Source organism: Streptomyces sp. NPDC104814 (genome assembly GCF_055583185.1).
The window spans coordinates 194,724-214,053 of the sequence record NZ_JBVJOL010000010.1; the positions used below are offsets into that span (position 1 = coordinate 194,724).

The window sequence follows — 19,330 nt, forward strand, 5'->3', positions numbered from 1 at the left end:
TCATGGACCGCCGCATTTTCGGGCTGGAGAACGAGTACGGCGTCACGTGCACGTTCAGGGGACAGCGCCGTCTGTCACCTGACGAGGTGGCGCGGTACCTCTTCCGCCGTGTCGTGTCATGGGGCCGCAGCAGCAATGTGTTTCTGCGGAACGGTGCCCGCCTGTATCTCGATGTGGGCTCTCACCCGGAATACGCGACACCCGAATGTGACAACGTGATCGAGCTGGTCACCCACGACAAGGCCGGAGAGCGCATTCTCGAGGGCCTGCTGGTGGACGCGGAACGACGCCTGCACGAGGAGGGAATCGCAGGCGACGTCTACCTCTTCAAGAACAACACGGACTCGGCGGGAAACTCCTACGGCTGCCATGAGAACTACCTGGTGGCCCGGCACGGGGAGTTCTCGCGGCTCGCGGACATCCTCATCCCCTTCCTGGTGACGCGGCAGCTGCTGTGCGGTGCGGGCAAGGTCCTGCAGACCCCGCGCGGTGCCGTCTACTGCGTCAGCCAGCGGGCCGAGCACATCTGGGAGGGCGTCTCCTCGGCGACGACCCGCTCGCGGCCCATCATCAACACCCGCGACGAGCCGCACGCCGACGCCGAGCGCTACCGGCGCCTGCATGTCATCGTGGGCGACTCCAACATGTCCGAGACGACCATGCTGCTGAAGGTCGGGGCGACCGACCTGGTGCTGCGCATGATCGAGGCGGGCACGGTGATGCGTGATCTCACTCTGGAGAACCCGATCCGGGCGATCCGTGAGGTCAGCCACGACATCACCGGCCGCCGCAAGGTGCGCCTGGCCAGCGGCCGTGAGGCCTCGGCCCTGGAGGTGCAGCGCGAGTACTACGAGAAGGCCGTCGACTTCTGTGAGCGCCGCGGTATCCGTACCGGCACGGTGGAGCAGGTGCTGGAGCTGTGGGGCCGCACGCTGGACGCGATCGAGGCCGAGGACCTCGACCGTATCGGCACGGAGATCGACTGGGTCATGAAGTACAAGCTCATCGAGCGGTACCGGGCCAAGCACAACATGACGATGTCGCATCCGCGGGTCGCGCAGATAGACCTCGCGTACCACGACATCCACCGGCGTCGTGGCCTGTACTACCTGCTGGAGAAGAAGGGGCAAGCGGCCCGGATCTGCAACGACTTGAAGATCTTCGAGGGCAAGTCGGTTCCGCCGCAGACCACTCGGGCCAGGCTGCGCGGTGACTTCATCCGCCGGGCGCAGGAGCAGCGGCGGGACTTCACGGTCGACTGGGTGCATCTGAAGCTGAACGACCAGGCTCAGCGGACCGTGTTGTGCAAGGACCCGTTCCGGTCGGTGGACGATCGGGTGGAGAAGCTCATCGCGGGAATGTGAGCCGGCTTTCGGCGACATGCCGGAACGCCACTCGGGCGCCGTACGTTACCCGTACGGCGCCCTTCTCACGCCGTAGAGTTGCGCGCACGCCATCCACAAGATCGACCGATTACGAGGCTCTTATCGTGCGCCGACGTTCCCTGATGATTGCGGTACCCGCTGGACTGGTCACTCTCGCCGGCTGCGGTGACGGCAAGTCCGACTCGAGCAAGGCGAGCGACAGCGCGTCGCCGTCGGCTTCGCAGCCGTCGGCCGCGCCGAGCCCGAAGATCGTCGCCGGTCCGCTGCCGGCGGTGACCGCGGGGACGAAGTTCGGTGAGAAGCCGACGGTCGCCAAGGGCAGCGGCGCGCCGTCGAAGGACATCGCGGTGAAGACGCTGATCACGGGCAGCGGTCGCACGGTCGCGGAGAACGACTTCGTGCAGGCGCACTTCCTGGGCCAGATCTGGGACAGCGGCAAGGTCTTCGCCAACTCCTACGAGAGCAAGACGCCGCTGATCGCGCAGCTCGCCCAGGGGCAGATCTGGGAGGGCTGGCGCATCGCGCTGCCCGGGAAGAAGGTCGGCAGCCGTGTGGAGATGTCCGTGCCGCCGGCCTGGGGCTACGGCCCGCAGGGCAGTGCCCAGGCGGGGGTGAAGGGCACCGACACGCTGGTGTTCGTGGTGGATCTGAAGGACGTGTTCAACAGCAAGAGCTCCGCCCAGGGCAAGAAGGTCCCGCAGAACGACGCCGCGCTGCCGACGGTCGGGACGAACACGGACGGCGGGGCGCCGACCATCGACGTGCCGAAGAAGACGGCCCCGCCGAAGAAGCTCGTGGCGACCTACATCCTGGAGGGCGACGGGGAGGAACTGAAGGCCGACAGCACGGTGCTCGTGCAGTACAAGGGCGTGCTGTGGGACACCGGCAAGGAGTTCGACTCCACGTACAGCCGCAAGTCGCTGACGTCCTTCTCCCTCCAGCAGGTCGTCAAGGGCTGGGGTCAGGGCCTGACCGGCAAGAAGGTCGGCAGCCGCGTCCTGATCGTCATCCCGCCGGCGCTGGGGTACGGCAACAACCCGCCGCAGGGCAGCGGCATCAAGAAGGACTCCACGATGGTGTTCACGGTGGACATCCTGGCGAAGATGTGACCCGCGGGGCCGCGGCCGGGGTGGCGTGGCCCGCGACCGCCGGGCCCGGCAGGCGCCGGGGTGCCGGGGATGACAGACTGTCCGCGTTCCGTGTCGTAGATATGCAGGAGCTTCAAGACGTGAGCATCGACAAGCCCGAGATCGACTTCCCGGGCGGCGAGCCGCCGGCTGACCTCGAGATCAAGGACATCTGGGAGGGCGACGGTCCGGAGGCGAAGGCCGGCGACTTCGTCCAGGTCCACTACGTGGGTGTGGCCTTCTCCTCCGGCGAGGAGTTCGACGCCTCCTGGAACCGCGGTACGCCGCTGCAGTTCAAGCTGGGCGCCGGCCAGGTCATCGCCGGCTGGGACCGGGGTGTGCAGGGCATGAAGGTCGGCGGCCGCCGCCAGCTGATCATCCCGCCGCACCTCGCCTACGGCGACCGTGGCGCCGGTGGCGCGATCAAGCCGGGCGAGACGCTGATCTTCGTCTGCGACCTGGTCTCGGTCTGATCGTCGCACGATCACAGCTGATCACATGGGGTCCATGCCCGTACGGGCATGGACCCTCGGCTTTTGCCATCGCCCCGCGGAGCGGTACGGTCATCGATCGTAAGGACCATAGGGAGGCGAAGCGCGTCGATGGCCATTGCCAAGGCCGAGCGGCTGATGAACCTGGCGCTGTGTCTGCTGGGGACGCGGCGGCCGCTCAGCAAGCGTGAGCTGCGCGAGTCCATCGAGGCTTACGTCGAGGCCTTCGGGCCGGAGAAGGGCGCGCCGGGCGCCGACGACTCCTTCAACCGCATGTTCGAGCGGGACAAGGACGACCTGCGTGAGCTGGGTCTGGTCATCGAAACCGTGGAGAGCCTCGACGGTGAGATCGGCTATCTCGCCCGCCGTGACTCCAACCGGCTGCCGCCCATCACCCTGGACGCCGAGGAGGCCGCCGCCCTCGGTCTGGCCGCCAAGGTCTGGCAGCAGGCCCGCCTGGCCGGCGCGGCCAGCGGTGCCCTGCAGAAGCTGCGTGCCGCCGGACTGCCCGAGGACGTCGACCCGTACGAGGCGCACAGCGCGCTGGAGCCGCGCATCCCGGTGCACGAGGCCGCGTTCGAACCGCTGATGCTGGCCTGCCGCGACCGGCGCACGGTGGCCTTCGACTACCGCAAGGCCAACGCCGCCCACCCCGAGACCCGGCACGTCGAACCGTGGGCGCTGGAGTGCTGGCGCGGCCACTGGTACCTGGCCGGCTTCGACCGCGACCGCGGCGCCGAGCGCGTGTTCCGGCTGTCGCGGATCACCGGCAAGGTGCGCTCCCGCGGCGGGAAGTTCACCGCCCCGGTGCCCGATGTCGTCACCGTCCGCGAGACCGTCGCGAGCTGGGCCGGTGAGACCGCCGACCGCAGCGCCCTGATCCGGCTGCGTTCCGGCGCCGGGTACCCCCTTCGGGCGAAGGCGGCGGCCGTGCGGGAACTCGGCGACGGCTGGGACGAGTTGGAGATTCCGTACGGGCACGGCCTGGATGCCTGGCTGGTGGAGTTCGGTCCGGACGTGGTGGTGCTGGAGCCCGCCGAGCTGCGGGCCGACGTCGTGGACCGGCTGCGCGCCGTGGCCAAGGGCTGAGGGGGAGCGGAGCGAGACGTGGCAGGCAAACCGGTCAGGCCCACGAGCGCCATCGACCAGACCCGGCGGATGCTGTCCCTGGTGACGTATCTCAGGGAGCGGCCCGGCGCCCGGATCGAGGACGTGGCGCGCGCCTTCGGGATCACCGAGGACGAGCTGGTCTCCGACCTCGACGTGCTGCCCATGTGCGGCACCAGCTTCCGCGGCGGCGACCTCCTCGACATCGACACCGACGGCGAGCGCATCTGGTGGCACAACCCGGCCGCGCTCGGCGCGGAGGCCGCCGAGCCGCTGCGGCTGGCCGCCGACGAGGCGACGGCGCTGCTGGTCGCCGCCCGCGCGGTGGCCACCCTGCCCGGGCTGCGCGAGAGCGACCGGCAGGCGCTGCTGCGGGCCACGGCCAAGGTGGAGACCGCCGCCGGAGAGGCCGCCGGTGCCAGCTCCCGGCTGTCGGTGACCTTCGAGTCCGAGGGCGGTGTCTTCGCCGACGTCGACCGGGCGATCTCCGAGCGCCGCCGGCTGTGGATCCGCTACTACTCGCCGGCCCGTGACGAGGTCACCGAGCGCGAGATCGACCCCATCCGCCTGGTCAGCGTCGGCCACACCTACGTCGAGGCGTGGTGCCGGCGCTCCGAGGCGCGCCGTACGTTCCGGCTGGACCGGGTCGCCGAGATCAGGATCCTGGACGAGCCGTCGGCGCCGCCGGAGATAGAGCTGCGCGATCTGTCCGAGGGGCTGGTCCAGCCGGCCGCCGAGGACCCGGAAGTCGTCGTCGAGGTCGCGCCGGGCGGCCGCTGGGTCGCCGAGTACTACCCGCACGACAGCGCCGAGGAGCTCCCCGACGGTGGGTTGCGGATCACGCTGCGCACCCCGGACCCGGCGTCCCTGCGCAGGCTGGCGCTGCGGCTCGGCCGCGACGGACGGATCGTGTCGCCGCCCGACCTGGCGGACAGCGCCCGCCGCGCGGCCCGCGAGGCCCTTGCGGCCTACGACGGCATCGAGGCGCAGGAGCCGCGGGCACCGCACGGGCCGTCCGGGCCGCACCCGGTCCCGGCCGCCGGAGCGGGTGAGGTGCACAACGACAGGCAGGAGCAGAGGCTGTGAGCGAGTCGGCGTCGCCGCACGGTTTGGGCATGACGGTGGCCTCCGCGTTCGCGGGGATGCGCGGGGTGGCTCCCGTGGTGTTCCGAGCCGGCTGCCCGGACTGCCGGGGCCGTTTCGAACTCGCCGCGAGCGCGCTGCGCCTGGCCATCGGCGGCTCCAGCCGCACCACGTTCTACTCGTTCACCTGCCCCGAGTGCGGGGCGGCGGTGCGCAAGCCGGCGGGGGAGCGGATCGTGGAGCTGCTCACCGGCGGCGGCGTCCGTACGCTGCGCCTGCACTCCACGGTCTGAGCGGTCCGCGCGGGGCCGGGTCGCACCGGGTGAGCCGCACACACCTCCCGGTGAGAGCCGGACCGCGTCGTACGGAGTGGGTCGAGCAGCCCTCGGCGGGAGCCGGACCGCGTCGTACGGAGTGGGTCGAGCAGCCCTCGGGGAGAGCCGGAGCGCGTGGCCGTGCTGCGCAGTTCATTCAGGCCGCGCGGCGCCGCGCTCGTGTCCGAGCCCGGCCCGCGCAGACCGGCCCCGCCACAGGGTCTAGGCTCGTCGGCATGTTCTGGCCGATGTTCGCGGTAGCTGTGGGTTTCGTGGGTCTCGCCGTGCTCGGTGTGCTGGCCGTCCGGGTGTTCCTGGAGGCGGAGCGGCTGGGCCGGCAGGTGGCGGATTCCACACGCCGTATCAACAGGGCGGCCGAGGACCTGGAGCGGGCCACGGCGAGCGCGGCCCGGGCCGTGGATTCGCTGTAACCGCACGGGTAGGCTGCTGATCGCGGGGCGGAGAACGAGGCCCGCTCCGTGAGCCGGGAGTACGCACGGGGATTGCCTCACGTTTACCCCTGGGCGTTACGATCGCTGCCAGAACGGCTGATCGGACGCGTGTCCGACCAGTCGGACAGCACCCCACCCTGCCGCCTCGGTGAGAAGGTAAAGACTTATGTTCGGAAGGCTCGGAGCCCCCGAGATCATTCTCATCCTCGTCGTCATCATCCTGCTGTTCGGCGCGAAGAAGCTTCCGGACATGGCCCGCTCGCTGGGCAAGTCCGCCCGCATCCTCAAGAGCGAGGCCAAGGCGATGAAGGACGAGGGCAGCAGCGGCACGTCCGCCCAGGCGCCCGCCACCGACGAGCAGCCTCCCGCGCAGCGCACCATCCAGGCGTCCCCCGGCGACGTGACCAGCGCCCGCCCGGTCAACGAGCCGACGGACACGACCAAGCGCTGACGCAGGGCCGGTGACCTCCGGCCCGCCGCACGAGATGGGAACGTGGGTTGCTGAAGCCTGCCCGCAAGAAGGAGAAGGATCCCGAGGGGCGCATGCCTCTCGCGGAGCACCTTCGTGAGCTCCGCAACCGGCTCGCGAAGGCGATGCTGGCCATCGTCGTCGTCACCGTCGTCGCCGCCTTCTTCTACAACGACATCATCAACTTCCTCACCCAGCCGATCCTCGACTCGGTCGGGTGCGGGAAGAGCTTCGAGGAACTGGCCCGGTCCTCGAGCGACAACCAGCAGTGCGCGCGGATCACCATCAACGGTCTGCTCGCCCCCTTCACGCTGGCCCTGCAGGTGTCCCTGATGGCGGGTGTCGTCTTCGCCTCGCCGATCTGGCTCTACCAGCTGTGGGCGTTCGTCGCGCCGGGTCTGCACCGGCACGAGAAGAAGTACGCCTACGCGTTCGTCGGCACCGGCGTCCCGCTCTTCCTCAGCGGCGGCTACTTCGCCTACCGGGTGCTGCCCACCACCGCCAAGGTGCTGATCGACTTCACCCCGCACGGCGTGGACAACCTGCTTCCGCTGGACGACCTGCTCCAGCTGGTCACCCGCATGGTGATCGTCTTCGGACTCTCCTTCGAGCTGCCCCTGCTGCTGGTGATGCTCAATCTCACCGGAGTGATCAGCGGCCGGCGCATGCTCGGCTGGTGGCGCGGCATGATCCTCGGGATCACCATCTTCGCCGCCGTCGCCACGCCCAGCACGGACCCGCTCTCCATGCTGGCGCTCTCCGGGCCGATCTGGGTGCTGTACTTCGGAGCGGTGGCGTTCTCCCTGCTCAACGACCGCCGCAAGGAACGCCGCGCGGCCGAGGAGCCCGACGACGACGAGGCGTCGGAGCTGGACCTCACCCCCGAGGCCATCGACGAGGTCGAACCGGTCAGCGCCAGCCGCGCGCTGCCGGAGCAGACGAGCACGGACCGCGTCAACGGATACGACGACGTGACCTGACACGCTGACGCCCGGCCGGCCGGCCGCTTCGCACCGCGGGGCGGCCGGTTCGCCGTAGGTGGCCCCGCCGCGGTCCCGGGGCACCGCACGCATGCCCGCTGAGCTGGGCGTACGGCAGGATTCACAGCAGGAGATCCGGTTAATGATCGTCCTGTTGTCAGTGCGGCCCGGTACGGTGGAAAGCACGATGACACAGGACCTCTCACCGGCCGAGCGGTACGCGGCAGCACGCAGGCGAGCTGCCGAGCAGGCCACCGCCCTCGCGTCCTTCCGCGAGATGTACGACTTCGGCCTCGACCCCTTCCAGATCGAGGCCTGCAAGGCCCTCGAGGCGGGGAAGGGCGTGCTGGTCGCCGCGCCCACCGGCTCCGGCAAGACGATCGTGGGCGAGTTCGCCGTCCACCTCGCCCTCCAGCAGGGCAAGAAGTGCTTCTACACCACGCCCATCAAGGCGCTGTCCAACCAGAAGTACGCCGACCTGTGCCGGCGCTACGGCCAGGCGAAGGTCGGCCTGCTGACCGGTGACAACAGCGTCAACTCCGACGCCCCGGTGGTCGTGATGACCACCGAGGTGCTGCGGAACATGCTGTACGCGGGCTCCCAGACCCTGCTGGGCCTCGGTTATGTGGTGATGGACGAGGTGCACTACCTCTCCGACCGCTTCCGCGGCGCCGTATGGGAGGAGGTGATCATCCACCTGCCCGAGTCGGTGACGCTGGTGTCGCTGTCGGCGACCGTGTCCAACGCCGAGGAGTTCGGCGACTGGCTGGACACCGTCCGCGGGGACACCGAGGTGATCGTCTCCGAGCACCGGCCGGTGCCGCTGTTCCAGCACGTGCTGGCCGGCCGGCGGATGTACGACCTGTTCGAGGAGGGCGAGGGGCACCGCAAGGCGGTCAACCCCGATCTGATGCGGATGGCGCGCATGGAGGCGAGCCGCCCGTCCTTCCAGGACCGCAGGCGCGGCCGCAGCATGCGCGAGGCCGACCGGGAGCGCGAGCGCCGCCAGCGCACGCGGATCTGGACGCCGGGACGGCCCGAGGTCATCGAGCGGCTCGACGCCGAGGGCCTGCTGCCCGCGATCACGTTCATCTTCTCCCGGGCCGCCTGCGAGGCGGCCGTCCAGCAGTGCCTGTACGCGGGCCTGCGGCTCAACGACGACGAGGCCCGGGAAAAGGTGCGGGCGCTCGTCGAGGAGCGCACGGCGTCCATCCCGGCCGAGGACCTGCACGTCCTCGGCTACTACGAGTGGCTGGAGGGCCTGGAGCGGGGCATCGCCGCCCACCACGCGGGCATGCTGCCGACGTTCAAGGAGGTCGTCGAGGAGCTGTTCGTACGCGGCTTGGTCAAGGCGGTCTTCGCCACCGAGACCCTCGCGCTCGGCATCAACATGCCCGCCCGGTCCGTCGTGCTGGAAAAGCTCGTCAAGTGGAACGGCGAGCAGCACGCCGACATCACCCCCGGCGAGTACACGCAGCTCACCGGCCGGGCCGGCCGGCGCGGCATCGACGTCGAGGGTCACGCGGTCGTGCTGTGGCAGCGCGGCATGAACCCCGAGCACCTCGCCGGGCTCGCGGGCACGCGCACGTACCCGCTGCGCTCCAGCTTCAAGCCGTCGTACAACATGGCGGTCAACCTGGTCGAGCAGTTCGGGCGGCACCGCTCGCGGGAGCTGCTGGAGACGTCGTTCGCGCAGTTCCAGGCGGACAAGTCGGTCGTCGGGATCTCCCGGCAGGTGCAGCGCAACGAGGAGGGTCTCGAGGGCTACAAGGCCTCCATGACCTGCCACCTCGGCGACTTCGAGGAGTACGCGCGGCTGCGCCGCGAGCTGAAGGACCGCGAGACGGAGCTGGCCCGCCAGGGCGCCAGCCAGCGGCGGGCCGAGGCGGCGCTCGCGCTGGAGAAGCTCAAGCCGGGGGACATCATCCATGTCCCGACGGGCAAGTACGCGGGTCTGGCGCTGGTGCTGGACCCCGGTCTGCCGGCCGGGCGGTCCAACGGGCACCGCGGCTTCGACGCCCACGACGGTCCGCGCCCGCTGGTGCTGACCGCCGAGCGGCAGGTCAAGCGGCTGGCCGCGATGGACTTCCCGGTGCCCGTGGAGCCGCTGGAGCGGATGCGGATCCCGAAGTCGTTCAACGCGCGCTCCCCGCAGTCCCGGCGTGACCTCGCCTCCGCGCTGCGCACCAAGGCCGGGCACATCCCGCCGGAGCGGCACCGCAAGAAGCGCTCCGCGGCCGCCGACGACCGGGAGATCGCCCGTCTGCGCAAGGCGCTGCGGGCGCATCCCTGCCACGGCTGCGACGAGCGCGAGGACCACGCCCGCTGGGCGGAGCGCTACCACCGGCTGCTGCGGGACACCCGGCAGCTGGAGCACCGCATCGAGGGCCGCACGAACACGATCGCGCGGACCTTCGACCGGATCGTGGCGCTGCTGACCGAGCTGGACTACCTGCGCGGCGACGAGGTCACCGAGCACGGCAAGCGGCTCGCCCGGCTGTACGGCGAACTGGATCTGCTGGCCAGCGAGTGCCTGCGCGCGGGCGTCTGGGAGGGTCTGTCACCGGCCGAACTCGCCGCGTGTGTGTCGGCGTTGGTGTTCGAGGCGCGGATGAGCGACGACGCCATGGCGCCGAAGCTGCCCTCGGGCAACGCGAAGGCGGCGCTCGGCGAGATGGTGCGGATCTGGGGGCGGCTGGACGCCCTGGAGGAGGACTTCCGCATCAGCCAGACCGAGGGAGTCGGTCAGCGTGAGCCCGACCTCGGGTTCGCCTGGGCCGCGTTCATGTGGGCCTCCGGCAAGGGCCTGGACGAGGTGCTGCGCGAGGCGGAGATGCCGGCCGGTGACTTCGTGCGCTGGTGCAAGCAGGTCATCGACGTCCTGGGCCAGATCCAGGCGGCGGCCCCCGCCGCGGGCTCCACGGTCCCGAAGGCCGCCCGCAAGGCGGTCGAGGCCCTGCTGCGCGGCGTCGTGGCGTACTCGTCGGTGGGCTGAGCCCCGGCAAAACACATCCCTGACGGGCCCCATCGCCACGGCGGTGGGGCCCGTCAGGTTTGGCGGCACCCCTGCGCCACGCCGGTCGGCCCGTCTCGTCGACGGTGTCCCTCGCCCCGGGGTCAGGTCCGGGTTGACGGTGTCCCTCGCGCCGGTCGGGGTCAGGGTCGGGTTGACGGTGTCCCTCGTCCGGGTCGGGGTCCGGGTCAGGTTGACGGTGTCACGCGTCCCGGCCGTGGGTCCGGTCTCGTTGACGGTGTCCCTCGCCCCGGTCGGGGTGCCCGTCCGGTTGACGGCATCTCATCCGTTGCGGTGAGTGATGTCGCACGCCCGTACGTCGTCACGCATCGTGTACGAGCAGATCCACTGCGTGCAAATGGCACCGAGCGTACTCCTGGTACGGGAGGGAATTCAGCGGCTTCCCGAACATGACCCGGCGATGATCCGCTCGGACTAAGCTCGCCCGCAGCGCACCGAGTTGAGGCGTATTCGTGCGTTTGTTCCCCGAAGCTCTTTTCTTCCCTAAAACTCCTTAGATTCAAGGACCTGCATGGTGAGCGTCCAATCCCCTCCTCGTGGCCGTGAACTCCCCTTGGCCGGCGTGCTGTTGCTGCCCGTCATAGCGATGGCCGCGGCGACCGGGGCCGCCGTCGCCCTGGTCGCCGAACCGGCCCGGCCGGCCGTGGCCGTGTGCGGCGGCATCGCCACCGTCCTCGTCGCCCTGACGGCCGCCGAAGCGCGCCGCCGCGGCCGCCGACTGCGGGTCCAGCAGGTCGAGCACGCCCGTCACACCGCGTATCTGGAACAGCGCCTCGCGACCCATGACGCGGACAACCACCGCCTCGCGTTCGAACTCCTGCCGGTCGCCGTCGAATATCTGCGCCGCGGGAATTCACTCTTCGACACGACCCGCGACATCCTCGACGGTGATGCGCGCTTTCGTGGGCTGCGCGAGGCCGGCCGCGAGGTCATCCTCTCCGTGCTGCGCATCCTCGACCACGAGGAGAACCTGCGCGACTCCCAGCAGCGCGCCTTCGTCAGCGTCGCCCGCCGCGTCCAGGCCATCGTCCACCAGCAGTTCAAGGAACTGCGGGAGATGGAGGAGGACCACGGCCGCAGCCCCGAGGTCTTCGACGACCTGCTGCGCATCGACCACGGCACCTCGCTGATCGGCCGCCTCGCCGACTCCGTCTCCGTCCTCGGCGGCGGCCGCCCCGGCCGCCAGTGGCCCGAACCCGTGCCGCTGTACAGCGTGCTGCGCGGCGCCATGTCACGCATCCTGGAGTACCGCCGCATCTCGCTCGACAACATCGCCAAGGTCAACGTCCGCGGCATCTCCGTCGAGCCGGTCATCCACGCCTGCGCCGAGCTGCTCGACAACGCCACCCGTTACTCGCCGCCGCAGACCAAGGTCCACGTCACCGCCACCGAGGTGCAGAGCGGTGTCGCCATCGAGATCGAGGACGCCGGCGTCAGCCTCACCGAGGAGTCCCGCGCCCGCCTCGAGGGCATCCTGCAGCGGGCCATGGCCGGCGTCGACCTGAACATCCTGGGCGAGGCGCCCCGCCTGGGCCTCGCGGTCGTCGGCCGCCTGTGCACGGCGCACGACATGCAGATCTCGCTGCGCTCCTCCGCCTACGGCGGCGTCCGCGCCGTACTGATCGTGCCGAGCGCCATGCTCACCAGCCATCCGGCGCCCGGCTTCGCGCACGGCGTCGGCGCCACCTCCCTGCCCGCGATCGGCCCCGACGTGGCCGAGGGCCCCAAGCGCCCGCCCAAGAAGCGCCGCCCGACCAACCCGCGCATCCCGGAGAACCTGTCGCTGGAAGACGACGTCCCCGTGGTCACCGAGTGGACCGAGAAGGGCCTGCCGCAGCGGCGCAGCAAGGCCGTCATCCCGATCACCGAGCTGCGGGCCCAGCAGTACGCCGAGCAGGACCGCCTGGAGCGTGAGGAGCGGGAGGCACGCGAGCGCGAGGCCACCGTCTGGGCGCAGTCCCGCACCGAACCGGAGCCGGTCAAGGACGAGCCGGCCCCCGGCATGTGGGTCGAGGCGTTCTGGGACGGGCTGAAGAAGGACCTGCCGCCCGGCACCCACCCCACCGAGTTCACGCGCAACCCCAGCGCGTTCAGCTACCTGCTCAACGACAAGGCCCGCCCCGAGGGCGACGACGAAGGGGATCTGACGTGATCCAGCAGCGACAGAACTTCGACTGGATGCTCAAGGAACTCTACGACAGCGTTCCGGGCATCGAGATGATCGTGGTGCTGTCCGCCGACGGCCTGCGCATCGCCCGCTACAGCGGCGACCCCGACGCCGCCGACCGTGTCGCCGCCGCCTGCGCGGGCCTGCAGAGCCTGGCCGGTGCCGTTGCCCAGGAACTGCCCGCGAGCAGCGGCGAGATGAAGCTGGTCGTCGTCGAACTCGACCGCGGCTACTTCTATCTGATGGCCGCCGGCGCCAACGCCTACCTCGCGGTGCTCTCCGACATCCGCTGCGAACCCGGCGCGATGAGCCACTACATGCGCGACCTGGTGCTGCGCATCGGGGAGCACCTGACCAGTCCGCCCCGGCGCAACGGGCAGACCGTATGACGCCTCCGCAGCGCCAGAGGCGACAGCGCAAGGAACCGTCCCCGCCGCTGCCGCCGCCCCGGCCGGCGCAGCAGGAGGGTGACAAGAAGGCACCCGAGCGGCTCTACATCATCACGGGCGCCGAGGGCGACCGGGCCAAGCTCGACCTGGTCACGCTGATCGTGGCGCACGCCGACCCGCCGTCGTCCGCCACCCCCGAGCAGACCGCCGTGCTCCGGCTGTGTGCCGCCCCCCTGTCCGTGGCCGAACTCTCGGCCTATCTGCAGCTGCCGTTCAGCGCGATGACCGCGCTGCTCACGGAGATGCTGGCCGCCGAGCTGGTGCACGCGCGCGCCCCGATCGTCCGCCAGCAGCTGCCCGACCGATCCCTTCTCGAAGCGGTGATGCATGGACTTGAAAGGCTCTGACACCCTTCCCGGCCCACGGGCGGAAGATCATCTGCCGCAGTCCACCCAGGCGGCGGCGAAGATCGTGATCGTGGGCGGCTTCGGTGTCGGCAAGACCACCATGGTCGGCTCGGTCAGCGAGATCAAACCGCTGACCACCGAGGAGACCATGACCCAGGCGGGTGTCGGCGTCGACGACAACTTCGGCTCCGAGACCAAGACCGCCACCACCGTGGCGATGGACTTCGGCCGTATCCGTGTCTCCGACGAGGTGGTGCTGTACCTGTTCGGCACGCCCGGCCAGGAGCGCTTCTGGTTCCTGTGGGACCGGCTGTTCCAGGGCGCCCTGGGTGCGGTCGTCCTGCTCGACACCCGCCGCCTGGAGGTCAGTTACGAGGTCATGGGCCGGCTGGAGGAGCGCGGCGTGCCGTTCGTGGTCGCCGTCAACACCTTCCCGGACGCGCCCCGTTACCCCGTCGAGGACCTGCGGCAGGCCCTCGACCTCGTGCCGGGGATCCCGATCCTCGAGTGCGACGCCCGCCGGCGTGCCTCCAGCCGTGACGTCCTGCTGACCCTGATGCGGTTCCTGACCGGTCTGTCGGCGGCCGGCCGGCTCGTCTGACGCCCCTGCCCCTACGCGAAACCCCTTCACCGGAGCGACCCCGTGACGCCTGAATCCCTGTCCACGACCGGCACGGACGATCCCGCCCTGAGTCCGCCTCCCGGTTGCCCCGCCCACGCCAAGGGACCCGGCGGGCTGCACCGGCTGTACGGCCCCGGAGTCGATGACCTGGGCGAGCTGTACGAGCACCTGCGGGAGGAGTACGGGCCGGTGGCGCCCGTCCTGCTGCCCGAGGACGTCCCGATGTGGGTGGTCCTCGGCCATGCCGAGAACCTCCAGCTCGTCCGCTCACCGGGACAGTTCTGCCGCGACAGCCGTATCTGGACGCCGCTGAACGAGGGCATGGTCAAGCCGGACCACCCGCTGATGCCGCACATCGCCTGGGAGCCCATCTGCTCCTACGCCGAGGGCGACGAGCACTTGCGGCTGCGCGGCGCGGTCACCGGTGCCATGACGACCATCGACCACCGCAGTCTGCGCCGCCACATCACCCGGTACACGCAGATCCTCGTCAACAGCTTCTGCGAGAGCGGCGAGGCGGATCTCGTCGGCCAGTTCGCCGAGCACCTGCCGATGGCGGTGATGTGCGAGATCTTCGGCATGGCCGAGGAGTACAACGGCCGGATCGTGCAGGCCGCCCGTGACATGCTCCGCGGCACCGAGACCGCCATCGCCAGCCATGCCTACGTCATGGAAGTGCTGCAGCGCCTCACCGCGCGCCGCCGGGCCGAGCCCCAGCACGACTTCGCCAGCCAGTTGATCCGTCACCCCGCCGGGCTCACGGACGACGAGGTCACCAAGCACCTGTGGCTGGTCCTCATGGCGGCCTACGAGGCCACCGCCAACCTGCTCGCCAACGTGCTGCTCATGGTCATCACCGACGACCGTTTCTACGCCAAGCTCAACGGCGGGCAGATGACCGTGCCGGAGGCGGTGGAGCAGTCCCTGTGGGACGAGCCGCCGTTCAGCACGGTCTTCGCGTACTACGCCAAGCAGGACACCGAACTGGGCGGCCAGCGCATCCGCAAGGGTGACGGGCTGCTGTTCGCGCCCGCCGCCGGCAACATCGACCCGCGGGTGCGGCCCGACCTGAGCGCCAACATGCAGGGCAACCGCTCCCACCTCGCCTTCGGCGGCGGACCGCACGAGTGCCCCGGTCAGGACATCGGCCGTGCCATCGCCGACGCCGGTGTGGACGCGCTGCTGATGCGGCTGCCCGATGTGCAGCTCGACTGCGACGAGGACGACCTGCGCTGGACCGAGTCGATCGCCTCCCGGCACCTGGTCGAGCTGCCGGTGCGGTTCGACCCCAAGGCACAGCAGGACGTGAAGGCCGCGCCGAGCCTGCACGGGCAGCCGCAGCCGCAGCGTCCGCCGGTGTGGCAGGTGACCGCGCCCCCGCCGCAGCCCGCGACCGTCCCGTCCGCGCCCGCTGCGGCGGCCACGGCCGTGCCGGCGCCGCCCCTCGGGCCGCCCCAGCAGGCGCCCGCCGCCGGGCCGTCGTACGGGCAGCCTCCGGTGCCGCCGGCGGACCCGGCCCGGCCGCGCGGGGTGTGGCAGCGTCTGGTGCGCTGGTGGCGCGGGCACTGACCGCCCGGCCCGCAAGGGCTATACGGCCGCCCAGGCGTCGTACGACGTCCAGGCCGCGAGGGTACGGCCGCTGCGGAAGCGGTGCTCCGCCCCCGTGACCGGATCGGTGAACTCCAGCTCCCGCGCGAGCAGTTGCAGCGGGCGGCGGAAGTCACCGGCCGGGACGGGGGCGGCGACCCGCGGGTAGAGCGGATCGCCGAGGATCGGCACACCGAGCGTGTTCATGTGCACCCGCAGCTGGTGCGTCTGACCGGTGGCGGGCACCAGCCGGTACCGGCCGAGGCCGCCGCGCCGCTCGGCCAGCTCGATGCGGCTGACCGCGTTCGGTTCGCCGGGCACCTCCCGCGCGGTGAGCACCCCGCGCTCCTTCACGATCCGGCTGCGCACGGTCACCGGCAGCTCCGGCGCCGGGTCGCACGGCGCGATCGCCTCGTAGACCTTGCGCACCCGCCGGTCGCGGAACAGGGTCTGGTAGGCGCCGCGCTCCTCGGGGCGCACCGTGAACAGCACCAGCCCGGCCGTGAGCCGGTCCAGCCGGTGCGCGGCGGTCAGCGCCTCGATGCCCAGGTCGCGGCGCAGCCGGGCCAGGGCGGTCTCGGTGACATGGCTGCCGCGCGGGGTGGTGGCCAGGAAGTGCGGCTTGTCGGCGACGACGATGTGCTCGTCGCGGTAGACGACGTCGACCGGGAACGGCACCGATGCCTCCGGGGCGAGCTCCCGGTGGAACCACACGTACATCCCGGGGGTGTACGGCGCGTCCGGCGCCACCGGCCGTCCGTCGGCGGCGACGATCAGACCGGCATCGAACAGCGCCTCCAGCACCCCGGGGCCCGCCCCGGTGAGCCGCGCGACCAGGTACTCCCGGACGGTGGCCCACGACCCCGTCGCGGGCAGCCGTACCCGCACCGGGTCCACTCCGTCGAGCTGGGGAAGCGGCGAGGGCGGGGGCGGGTTACGACGTCTCATCGCAGGCCAGGGTACGAGGGCGGCGCCGGCCGGGGAAAACCGCTGGGCCGTCGGGGGAGCGCGTGGGCAGGATGGCGATCATGCCTGATCTGACGCAGCCGGTGCTGCCCGCCGGCACCCTCTCCCGTACCCCCCAGCCCACGATCCCCACCGGTGACGGCCTGGTGCTGCGCCCGTGGCGCACCGAGGACGCGCCCGCCGTGTACGAGGCCTTCCAGGACCCGGTGATCCACCAGTGGCACATCCGCTCCGCCGACTCAGAGGAGGAGGTGCGCGGCTGGATCGCCGAGTGGCAGCGGGCCTGGGCGGGGGAGCGCACGGCGCAGTGGGCCGTCGCCGACGCGGGGGACGACCGGCTGCTCGGCCGGGTGGGGCTGCGTCAGATCGAGCTGCTGGACGGCGTCGCCGAGGTCGCCTACTGGACGCACGCGGCGGCGCGGGGCCGGGGCGTCGCCGCCCGTGCGGCGACCGCGCTGGCCCGCTGGGCCCTGGACGAGATCGGGTTCGAACGCCTGGAGCTGCTGCACTCCGTCGGCAATGCGGCCTCCTGCCGGGTGGCGGCCAAGGCCCGTTTCGCGCTGGAGGGGACCAAGCGGCGGGCCCTGCTGCACCCGGACGGCTGGCACGACATGCACCTGCACGCACGCGTACGCGGCGACTGACGGACCCGAACCCGGCGGTCGTGGCCGGTGCCCGGCCCCGGCGGCGGTCGTTCGGGGCGGGCCTCGGCGGTCGTGGCCGAGGGCCGGCCCCCGACGGCTGGCGTTCAGGACTGGTCTCGCCGGTCGTGGCCGAGGGCCGGCTCCGGCGGCCGTCGTTCGGGGCCGGTCTCGGCGGCCGTGGTCGAGGACCGGTCCCGGCGGCCGTGATGCACGGCCGATGTCGTCCCGGTCGGCCTCCTCCGCCGTCGTTCAGGCGGCGGGGGTGCTCTCCTGCTCGGCCTCCACGCGGGCGTTCCACTCGCGCTTGGAGGCCTGCCAGCCGTCCTCGTTGTGGCCGAGGCGCCAGTAGCCGGAGATCGACAGGTCCTCGCGCGGGATGCCGAGCTCCACGCGCAGCAGCCGGCGCAGCTCCTTCACGCAGGCCGCCTCGCCGTGCACGAAGGCGTGCACCCTGCCCTCGGGGAACTCGAGCGCGCGCACGGCCTCCACGAGCAGCTCGCCGACGGGGCGCTCGCCGCGGTGCAGCCAGACGACGTCCACGTCGGAGTCGATCTTCTGCTCCTCCTCGGGCCCGGCGACCTCGATGAAGGCGTGCGCCACGGCGCCGTCGGGCAGCGCCTCCAGGGCGGCCGCGATGGCGGGCAGCGCGCTCTCGTCACCGGCGAGCAGATGCCAGTCGGCGGCCGGGTCGGGGGCGTACGCGCCGCCGGGGCCCATGAAACGGACGGTCTCGCCGGGCTGCACGCGCATCGCCCACGGGCCCGCGAGGCCCTCGTCGCCGTGGATCACGAAGTCCAGGGTCAGCTCGCGGTGTTCGGCGTCCCAGGAGCGCACGGTGTACGTCCGGGTCACCGGCCACTGCTCGCGCGGGAACTCCTCGCGCACGCGCTCCATGTCGAAGGGCTCGGGGTAGGTCACGCCGTCCGCCGGGAAGAGCAGCTTCACATAGTGGTCGGTGCAGGTGTCCGCCTCGAAGGCGGCGAGGCCCTCGCCGCCGAGCACCACGCGCTGCATGTGCGGGGTGAGCCGGTCGGTGCGGACGACGCGCGCGGAGTGCACCCTGCGCGGCTTGCGTCCCGGACGTTCTGCCATGACGGCCTCCCTGTTCCCCATGCTTAGGCTTACCTAAGCTAGCACCTCGTTCGGGTGAACACCTGTCACTCCGCCAACGTGGTCAGCAGCCGCTGCAGGGACCCGCCCAGCCCCCAGCGCCCTGCCAGCTCCTGAAGTGCCGCCGCGTCGCGCGGGGCGTGCGGCAGCGCCGTGTCGACGTCCGGCAGCGGGACGTCGTCGGCGACCCGGACCACCTTCGGCGCCACCGCCAGATACGGCTTCGCCTCGGTGAGCCGCTTGCGCTGGGCCGGCGTGAGCTTGGCGCGCGGGTCGTCCACGGCCGCCAGGATCCCGGCCAGGTCGCCGAACTCGGCCAGCAGCTTGGCCGCCGTCTTCTCGCCGACCCCGGCCACGCCGGGCAGGCCGTCGCTCGGGTCGCCGCGCAGCAGCGCCAGATCCGCGTACCCCCTGCCGTCGACGCCATACTTCTCGCGCAGCAGCGCCTCGTCGGTCATCTGCAGGGTGCCGACGCCCTTGAGCGGGTACAGCACGCGCACGTCCCGGGCGTCGTCGACCAGCTGGTACAGGTCCCGGTCGCCGGTGACGATGTCGACCGGTCCCTTCGCGCGGGCGGTGAAGGTGCCGATGACGTCGTCCGCCTCGTACCCCGCGACTCCGACGCGGGCGATGCCGAGCGCGTCGAGGACCGCCTCGATGACCGGCACCTGGGGCGACAGGGTGTCGGGCACCTCTTCCTCGTCGGGGCCGCTCTCGTGCTCCTCGGCGACGCGGTGCGCCTTGTAGGAGGGGATCAGCTCGACCCGCCACTGCGGCCGCCAGTCGGCGTCCATGCAGGCCACCAGGTGCGCCGGCCGGTGGTCCTTGACGAGGCGGTCGATGAAGTCGAGCAGTCCGCGCACGGCGTTCACCGGCGTGCCGTCCGGGGCCTTCACGGAGTCCGGGACGCCGAAGTAGGCGCGGAAGTACAGCGAGGCGGTGTCGAGGAGCATCAGTCGTCCGGTCACGCTCGCATCATGCCGTACGGCACCGACA

Annotated in this window: 19 protein-coding genes; 16 read left to right on the forward strand and 3 right to left on the reverse strand. The window is 71.3% G+C overall.

Going from position 1 to position 19,330, the window contains the following annotated elements; all coding sequences use genetic code 11:
• Positions 1 to 2: 2 nt before the first annotated feature.
• The 15 genes from pafA (at position 3) to ACZ64A_RS29320 (ending at position 15,596) form a co-directional block, all read left to right on the forward strand.
• Positions 3 to 1,364, forward strand: coding sequence for a Pup--protein ligase (gene pafA / locus ACZ64A_RS29250; protein WP_009297738.1), 1,362 nt, complete (start codon positions 3 to 5; stop codon positions 1,362 to 1,364).
• A gap of 125 nt (positions 1,365 to 1,489) precedes the next feature.
• Positions 1,490 to 2,494, forward strand: coding sequence for an FKBP-type peptidyl-prolyl cis-trans isomerase (locus ACZ64A_RS29255; RefSeq protein ID WP_469814553.1), 1,005 nt, complete (start codon positions 1,490 to 1,492; stop codon positions 2,492 to 2,494).
• A 119-nt stretch (positions 2,495 to 2,613) separates the two neighbouring features.
• The gene (locus tag ACZ64A_RS29260) at positions 2,614 to 2,985 is read left to right on the forward strand and encodes an FKBP-type peptidyl-prolyl cis-trans isomerase (RefSeq protein ID WP_469814555.1); all 372 of its coding nucleotides are present in this window, start codon (positions 2,614 to 2,616) and stop codon (positions 2,983 to 2,985) included.
• A gap of 129 nt (positions 2,986 to 3,114) precedes the next feature.
• Complete coding sequence (locus tag ACZ64A_RS29265) at positions 3,115 to 4,092, forward strand: helix-turn-helix transcriptional regulator (RefSeq protein WP_469814557.1); 978 nt, start codon at positions 3,115 to 3,117, stop codon at positions 4,090 to 4,092.
• An 18-nt stretch (positions 4,093 to 4,110) separates the two neighbouring features.
• Complete coding sequence (locus ACZ64A_RS29270; RefSeq protein WP_469814559.1) at positions 4,111 to 5,196, forward strand: helix-turn-helix transcriptional regulator; 1,086 nt, start codon at positions 4,111 to 4,113, stop codon at positions 5,194 to 5,196.
• A 29-nt stretch (positions 5,197 to 5,225) separates the two neighbouring features.
• On the forward strand, positions 5,226 to 5,486 hold the full coding sequence (locus tag ACZ64A_RS29275) for a hypothetical protein (protein WP_469814561.1): 261 nt from the start codon (positions 5,226 to 5,228) through the stop codon (positions 5,484 to 5,486).
• 257 nt (positions 5,487 to 5,743) lie between these two features.
• Entirely contained in the window at positions 5,744 to 5,938 is a 195-nt protein-coding gene (locus ACZ64A_RS29280; protein ID WP_469814562.1) for a hypothetical protein, read from the forward strand.
• A gap of 187 nt (positions 5,939 to 6,125) precedes the next feature.
• Positions 6,126 to 6,410, forward strand: a complete 285-nt coding sequence (gene tatA, locus ACZ64A_RS29285; protein WP_469814564.1) for a Sec-independent protein translocase subunit TatA — start codon at positions 6,126 to 6,128, stop codon at positions 6,408 to 6,410.
• A 47-nt stretch (positions 6,411 to 6,457) separates the two neighbouring features.
• The gene (tatC, locus tag ACZ64A_RS29290; RefSeq protein WP_469814566.1) at positions 6,458 to 7,408 is read left to right on the forward strand and encodes a twin-arginine translocase subunit TatC; all 951 of its coding nucleotides are present in this window, start codon (positions 6,458 to 6,460) and stop codon (positions 7,406 to 7,408) included.
• Between the two features lie 142 nt (positions 7,409 to 7,550).
• The gene (locus ACZ64A_RS29295) at positions 7,551 to 10,403 is read left to right on the forward strand and encodes a DEAD/DEAH box helicase (protein WP_469814568.1); all 2,853 of its coding nucleotides are present in this window, start codon (positions 7,551 to 7,553) and stop codon (positions 10,401 to 10,403) included.
• A gap of 601 nt (positions 10,404 to 11,004) precedes the next feature.
• Positions 11,005 to 12,594 (forward strand): sensor histidine kinase, encoded by a 1,590-nt coding sequence (locus ACZ64A_RS29300; RefSeq protein ID WP_469814569.1) that lies wholly within the window; start codon positions 11,005 to 11,007, stop codon positions 12,592 to 12,594.
• Entirely contained in the window at positions 12,591 to 12,998 is a 408-nt protein-coding gene (locus ACZ64A_RS29305; RefSeq protein WP_361625431.1) for a roadblock/LC7 domain-containing protein, read from the forward strand. The genes ACZ64A_RS29300 and ACZ64A_RS29305 overlap by 4 nt, the downstream gene beginning before the upstream one ends.
• Positions 12,995 to 13,405, forward strand: a complete 411-nt coding sequence (locus ACZ64A_RS29310) for a DUF742 domain-containing protein (RefSeq protein ID WP_469814572.1) — start codon at positions 12,995 to 12,997, stop codon at positions 13,403 to 13,405. Before ACZ64A_RS29305 ends, ACZ64A_RS29310 begins: the two co-directional genes overlap by 4 nt.
• Entirely contained in the window at positions 13,386 to 14,006 is a 621-nt protein-coding gene (locus ACZ64A_RS29315; RefSeq protein WP_469814573.1) for a GTP-binding protein, read from the forward strand. Before ACZ64A_RS29310 ends, ACZ64A_RS29315 begins: the two co-directional genes overlap by 20 nt.
• Positions 14,007 to 14,048: 42 nt before the next feature.
• Entirely contained in the window at positions 14,049 to 15,596 is a 1,548-nt protein-coding gene (locus tag ACZ64A_RS29320; RefSeq protein WP_469814574.1) for a cytochrome P450, read from the forward strand.
• An 18-nt stretch (positions 15,597 to 15,614) separates the two neighbouring features.
• Here the strand turns inward: ACZ64A_RS29320 and ACZ64A_RS29325 are convergent, their stop codons facing one another.
• Positions 15,615 to 16,562, reverse strand: a complete 948-nt coding sequence (locus ACZ64A_RS29325) for an RluA family pseudouridine synthase (RefSeq protein WP_469814576.1) — start codon at positions 16,560 to 16,562, stop codon at positions 15,615 to 15,617.
• A gap of 80 nt (positions 16,563 to 16,642) precedes the next feature.
• On the opposite strand from ACZ64A_RS29325, the gene ACZ64A_RS29330 reads away from it, so the two are divergent.
• Positions 16,643 to 17,224 (forward strand): GNAT family N-acetyltransferase, encoded by a 582-nt coding sequence (locus ACZ64A_RS29330; protein ID WP_469814578.1) that lies wholly within the window; start codon positions 16,643 to 16,645, stop codon positions 17,222 to 17,224.
• Between the two features lie 249 nt (positions 17,225 to 17,473).
• Here ACZ64A_RS29330 and ACZ64A_RS29335 read toward each other — a convergent pair whose 3' ends face one another.
• Complete coding sequence (locus tag ACZ64A_RS29335; protein ID WP_469814579.1) at positions 17,474 to 18,316, reverse strand: siderophore-interacting protein; 843 nt, start codon at positions 18,314 to 18,316, stop codon at positions 17,474 to 17,476.
• Between the two features lie 65 nt (positions 18,317 to 18,381).
• A complete protein-coding gene (locus ACZ64A_RS29340; RefSeq protein ID WP_469814581.1) occupies positions 18,382 to 19,302 on the reverse strand; it encodes a 5'-3' exonuclease in 921 nt (306 codons plus the stop codon).
• Between the last annotated feature and the right edge of the window lie 28 nt (positions 19,303 to 19,330).